7 protein-coding genes are annotated in these 3907 nt (G+C 55.6%); 1 reads left to right on the plus strand and 6 read right to left on the minus strand.

The window, feature by feature from the left end; translation table 11 throughout:
- Positions 1 to 276 precede the first annotated feature (276 nt).
- The 6 genes from NW860_RS10320 to psbE all read right to left on the minus strand — a co-directional run bounded on the left by NW860_RS10320 (position 277) and on the right by psbE (position 2215).
- A complete protein-coding gene (locus tag NW860_RS10320) occupies positions 277 to 390 on the minus strand; it encodes a photosystem I reaction center subunit VIII (RefSeq protein WP_414395550.1) in 114 nt (37 codons plus the stop codon).
- A 38-nt stretch (positions 391 to 428) separates the two neighbouring features.
- A complete protein-coding gene (locus NW860_RS10325; RefSeq protein ID WP_414395552.1) occupies positions 429 to 899 on the minus strand; it encodes a photosystem I reaction center protein subunit XI in 471 nt (156 codons plus the stop codon).
- Positions 900 to 1387: 488 nt separating this feature from the next.
- Positions 1388 to 1507 (minus strand): photosystem II reaction center protein J, encoded by a 120-nt coding sequence (locus tag NW860_RS10330; protein ID WP_414395554.1) that lies wholly within the window; start codon positions 1505 to 1507, stop codon positions 1388 to 1390.
- Between the two features lie 118 nt (positions 1508 to 1625).
- On the minus strand, positions 1626 to 1751 hold the full coding sequence (locus NW860_RS10335; RefSeq protein WP_414395556.1) for a photosystem II reaction center protein L: 126 nt from the start codon (positions 1749 to 1751) through the stop codon (positions 1626 to 1628).
- Positions 1752 to 1757: 6 nt separating this feature from the next.
- Positions 1758 to 1907: a cytochrome b559 subunit beta gene (gene psbF, locus NW860_RS10340; protein WP_414406122.1), complete on the minus strand. Its 150-nt coding sequence runs from the start codon at positions 1905 to 1907 to the stop codon at positions 1758 to 1760.
- 62 nt (positions 1908 to 1969) lie between these two features.
- Complete coding sequence (gene psbE / locus NW860_RS10345; protein WP_414360519.1) at positions 1970 to 2215, minus strand: cytochrome b559 subunit alpha; 246 nt, start codon at positions 2213 to 2215, stop codon at positions 1970 to 1972.
- A 167-nt stretch (positions 2216 to 2382) separates the two neighbouring features.
- Here psbE and aroB point away from each other — a divergent pair, with 167 nt between their 5' ends.
- A complete protein-coding gene (gene aroB, locus NW860_RS10350; RefSeq protein WP_414514032.1) occupies positions 2383 to 3507 on the plus strand; it encodes a 3-dehydroquinate synthase in 1125 nt (374 codons plus the stop codon).
- Positions 3508 to 3907 lie beyond the last annotated feature (400 nt).

A 3907-nucleotide genomic window follows, 5' to 3' on the forward strand; every position in this document is an offset into this window, starting at 1 on the left:
GAGGATTCTACCTGGCCTGGACTTGCCTGGGTTTCCTGGTGAGCCAGCGGTGGGAACGCCAGCGCCGCCAAGGCCGCCCAGAAAACGGGTATTGTAACCTTGCTTTTTGGCTTGGCTAGGACGATGGTGTTGAGAACCCAGTTTTAGCTTTTGGCCTTCTACCAGCAGCAACTTTTCCATGGTGAAACAGCCGTTTTGCCAAAGTCCACCCTCCTGCCAAAAAGGGAGGGATCCCTGGATAAGGGATCCCTCTTCCAAGACCCACCGAGACTAGAGTTAGTCGCGCTCAACGTACAGAAAGAGCACAGCCATGGCTACTGCCGGCAGCAGCCAACCAACAATGGGGATGAAAATCCAAGGAAGATAAGCGGCAGCGTAAGAACCGGTCATAGTCTTGCTCCCCTCCAGTGCCTTGACAAGCTTGACAACTAATTCACCAGTCCTCGGAAGATGGCATCGATCCCGGCAAAGTTCTCCAAAAGGAAGTAGGCAGCAAAGGCACCACCCATACCCCCTAGGAAGAACCCCGCTGTTAGATCCCCCCAGCCGCGGGCTGTGGACAAAGGATTAGCTCCTGGCGTTTCTGGCTTGTTTCCAAAGGTAACGCTGCCATAGGCCGACATACAGGCGGTTCCCAACAGCACAATGGCCATTGCCGTAACCAGTCCGCCCAAATTGGCTGCCCCAGGATAATCGCGCAGCGGGCCTAGAAGAATCTCCGGCCCCACCAGGAAGTAGCCGTGGGCCAAGCCAATCTCCAGCCCCCGCAGCAGAGGAGAGAGGCCGCGGCGGTTAATGGCAAGATTGTTGATAAACAGACGGGTGACAGGAGAATCGCTAATGGGCGTTGAAAGATGCCCCTCGCAGGGATCGTCATTGAAGGTGCGAACGTAATCCATGTCCGAAGATCCTGCCTGGAATTTTGGGATTCATTCTACGGGGCCTCAGCTCTCCTCCTAGCAGCCGCCGTCCGGATCGTTAAAAAAGTTCATGCTCGCTTAACAGAGATATAGACCCTCATCAAGGGATCCGTTTTTGCCTGCGCCTCCCCAGTCCTTGACTTTTTCCTAGGCAAATAGCTTTTCCCAGCACCACTGCCCCCCAGGTGTTTCTAAGATCCTGTAAAAAAACCTAGCTGAAGTGCAGCTAGGTCAAAAGAATACGGCTCCTACCGCGAGATCCTCCCCTCCATAAATCAAGCCAAGGGGCACTCCAAAATAGAGGTACGCAAAGGTTGACCTTTGCGCTCTGGTCTAACGACGCCGTGCCACCCCACTGGATAAGACAGGACGGCGAGCTGCGCCGCACGGCCACTCTTCCCCTTCACGCGAGGTAGAACGAAACCGAGCGAGGATTACTGCTCCTCGCCCTCCCCTACTTCTCTAAACTACACCGGCGATCCAAGACCGGTATAGGAGCCGTAGAAGAAGAGTCCAACCACCGTAATCACCCCCAGCCCAACAACCACAGCCACTATCCACAGGGGGATCCTTGCTTGACTGGTCATAGCAACTGACCTCCAAAAGAACCGAAAGGAGATTACACTCCTAGCTTCCAGCAAAAACGGGTTTGCACTGATCCCTGCAGTCCTTCCTCAACTGTTAGAAGTAGGGATGACCCTCGCTTCAGTTGAGAAAGTAGCTAGAAAACAACAGGCCAAGCACAAACACCAACAACAAGCCCAGGTATAGGGAGGTGCGGTTTAGCTCTACCGGCTGGGTATTAGGGTTCTTTTCAGGTTGATCAGCCATAGGGGTTCACCGTTGAATAAACTGCATTGCCGCAATGGCTCCCAGAAAGAAAACAGTTGGGATGGCCAAAGTATGCACTGCCAGCCAGCGGACAGTAAAAACAGGGTAAAAAACAGGCTCGTCAGCATTGGGTTGAGTAACTGGTTTAGTTGCCATCGCCCAGACCTTGCCTCTTTTACAAACTGTAACAGTTGCGAAGTTGCTGCCCTCACCCCGTTCTAGCGCGTCAACCTCTCCAGCTGCTCAAGAGCGTTGAAGCGGTCGCTTACAATGGGCAACTCCTGACGCTCTGCGGTGAAATACTCATTGGGGCGCGGCGTGCCAAAAATATCATAGGCTAGGCCCGTGCTCACAAAAAGCCAGCCTGCCAAAAACAAGGCGGGAATGGTCAGCGCATGAATGACCCAGTAGCGGACACTGGTAATAATGTCAACAAAAGGCCTTTCTCCGGTGTTGCCAGCCATGAAACTCCTCCCTGCGGTAGGGGCAAAAGCGCTTCTTGAACTTTTTGAGGCTATACCTCAATCATAAGGACTTCGAGGCACAACTACAAGTTAAGGCCGGCTCCCATCCTAACCTGCAGGTGGGAGAAGGTGAAGTAACAGAGCGTGCCACCCTGGATTCCCCGCCCATGGATCCCTGTCTGATTCCTGTCAAGCTTCCCCACGGCTCCTACGACATCGTCATCCAATCTCCAGAAGGCCCTAGGGGCCACAACCTCATCCACTTGGGATCGCAGATGCGAGCCAGAGGACTTGCCGGCAAGGCGCTGGTAGTGAGCCATCCGGGCATTGCTAAGCACTTTGCCGAAAAGTTAATGCAGGGCCTGCAACAAGCAGGATTTGCTGCCCATCTTTTTCTTTTGCCTGCTGGCGAGCGCTACAAAACCCTGCGCTCGGTGGCCAGGATCTACGACGCCGCCTTGAGCTTTGGCCTGGAGCGCTCTTCCACTCTCATTGCCCTGGGAGGCGGGGTCATCGGGGATATGGTTGGGTTTGCCGCCGCCACTTGGCTGCGCGGGATCCCTTGGGTGCAGGTGCCCACTTCGCTTTTGGCCATGGTGGATGCGGCCATTGGCGGCAAGACCGGCGTCAACCATCCTGGCGGGAAAAATCTCATTGGGGCCTTCTACCAGCCGCGCCTGGTGTGGATGGATCCAACGGTGTTGCAGACCCTGCCCCGGCGGGAGTTTACCTCTGCCCTGGCCGAAGTGATCAAATACGGTGTCATCCAGGCCGCCGACCTGTTTGAGTTTTTGGAAGAGCAGCCCAGGCTAGGCCGCTACACCGATTTTGCCCCCTCAGACTTGCACTATCTGCTGCGGCGCTGTGCCGAGTGCAAAGCCTGGGTGGTGCAGCAGGACGAACGCGAAGGGGGCTTGCGGGCCATTCTCAACTACGGCCACACCCTTGGCCATGCCCTAGAAACCGTTACCGGCTACCGCCGCTACCTACACGGGGAGGCTGTCGCCATCGGCATGGTAGCTGCCGGGGAGATTGCCCGTCGCTTAGGCTGGTGGAGTGCCACCGAAGCCGAACGGCAACGACGCCTAATCGAGAAAGCAGGGCTGCCCAGCCACTGGCCTGCCGGGATCCCTTGGGAGGCTGTCTTGCAGGTCATGCAGGCCGACAAAAAAGTTAAACAAGGACGGATTCGCTTTGTCTTGCCGCGCCGGATTGGCCAAGCGGAGCTGACCGATCAAGTTGAGCTAGCCGATGTGCAGGCTGCTTTGGCTTCGATGACGGAAACCTCTTGAACCGCTCTGAAAGACTTATACAACGCTGGACAAAAGCGGACTTTTGCTCCAGGTTGACGCTTTCTTCCTGCTTCCACGACCCGTAGCTAGTGGCAGAGTTTACCCCTACCACCCCGCCAGAGGGATCTCCACAGGCGTCACTTCCCCGCGATCGCGATAGCGGGCCGTAGGCCTTGCTGCAGGTAGTTGCTCCTTGCCCCCATAAGGCACACCGGCTAAAGACGGAGCCAACTTTAGCCTAGGCAAAGTGCCTCCCAGAAAAGATGTACTCGCAAGCCTACTAGCTCAGCCCATCTACGTCAAGGCAGAAGGTTGGTTATGCCACAAAGTGGCCAATTGTCCGGTGAATCAAGGACTAGAGGAGAGCCATAGAATGAGGAAAACCTGAGGACAAGAAAGC

Source organism: Synechococcus sp. F70.1 (genome assembly GCF_047502745.1).
Classification (GTDB): Bacteria; Cyanobacteriota; Cyanobacteriia; order Thermostichales; family Thermostichaceae; genus Thermostichus.

Excerpts from the sequence above, each read along its gene's own strand:
- NW860_RS10320 (WP_414395550.1), bottom strand. The coding sequence starts at position 390 with ATGACCGGTTCTTACGCTGCCGCTTATCTTCCTTGGATTTTCATCCCC.
- NW860_RS10325 (WP_414395552.1), bottom strand. The coding sequence starts at position 899 with ATGGATTACGTTCGCACCTTCAATGACGATCCCTGCGAGGGGCATCTT.
- NW860_RS10330 (WP_414395554.1), bottom strand. The coding sequence starts at position 1,507 with ATGACCAGTCAAGCAAGGATCCCCCTGTGGATAGTGGCTGTGGTTGTT.
- NW860_RS10335 (WP_414395556.1), bottom strand. The coding sequence starts at position 1,751 with ATGGCTGATCAACCTGAAAAGAACCCTAATACCCAGCCGGTAGAGCTA.
- psbF (WP_414406122.1), bottom strand. The coding sequence starts at position 1,907 with ATGGCAACTAAACCAGTTACTCAACCCAATGCTGACGAGCCTGTTTTT.
- psbE (WP_414360519.1), bottom strand. The coding sequence starts at position 2,215 with ATGGCTGGCAACACCGGAGAAAGGCCTTTTGTTGACATTATTACCAGT.
- aroB (WP_414514032.1), top strand. The coding sequence starts at position 2,383 with ATGGATCCCTGTCTGATTCCTGTCAAGCTTCCCCACGGCTCCTACGAC.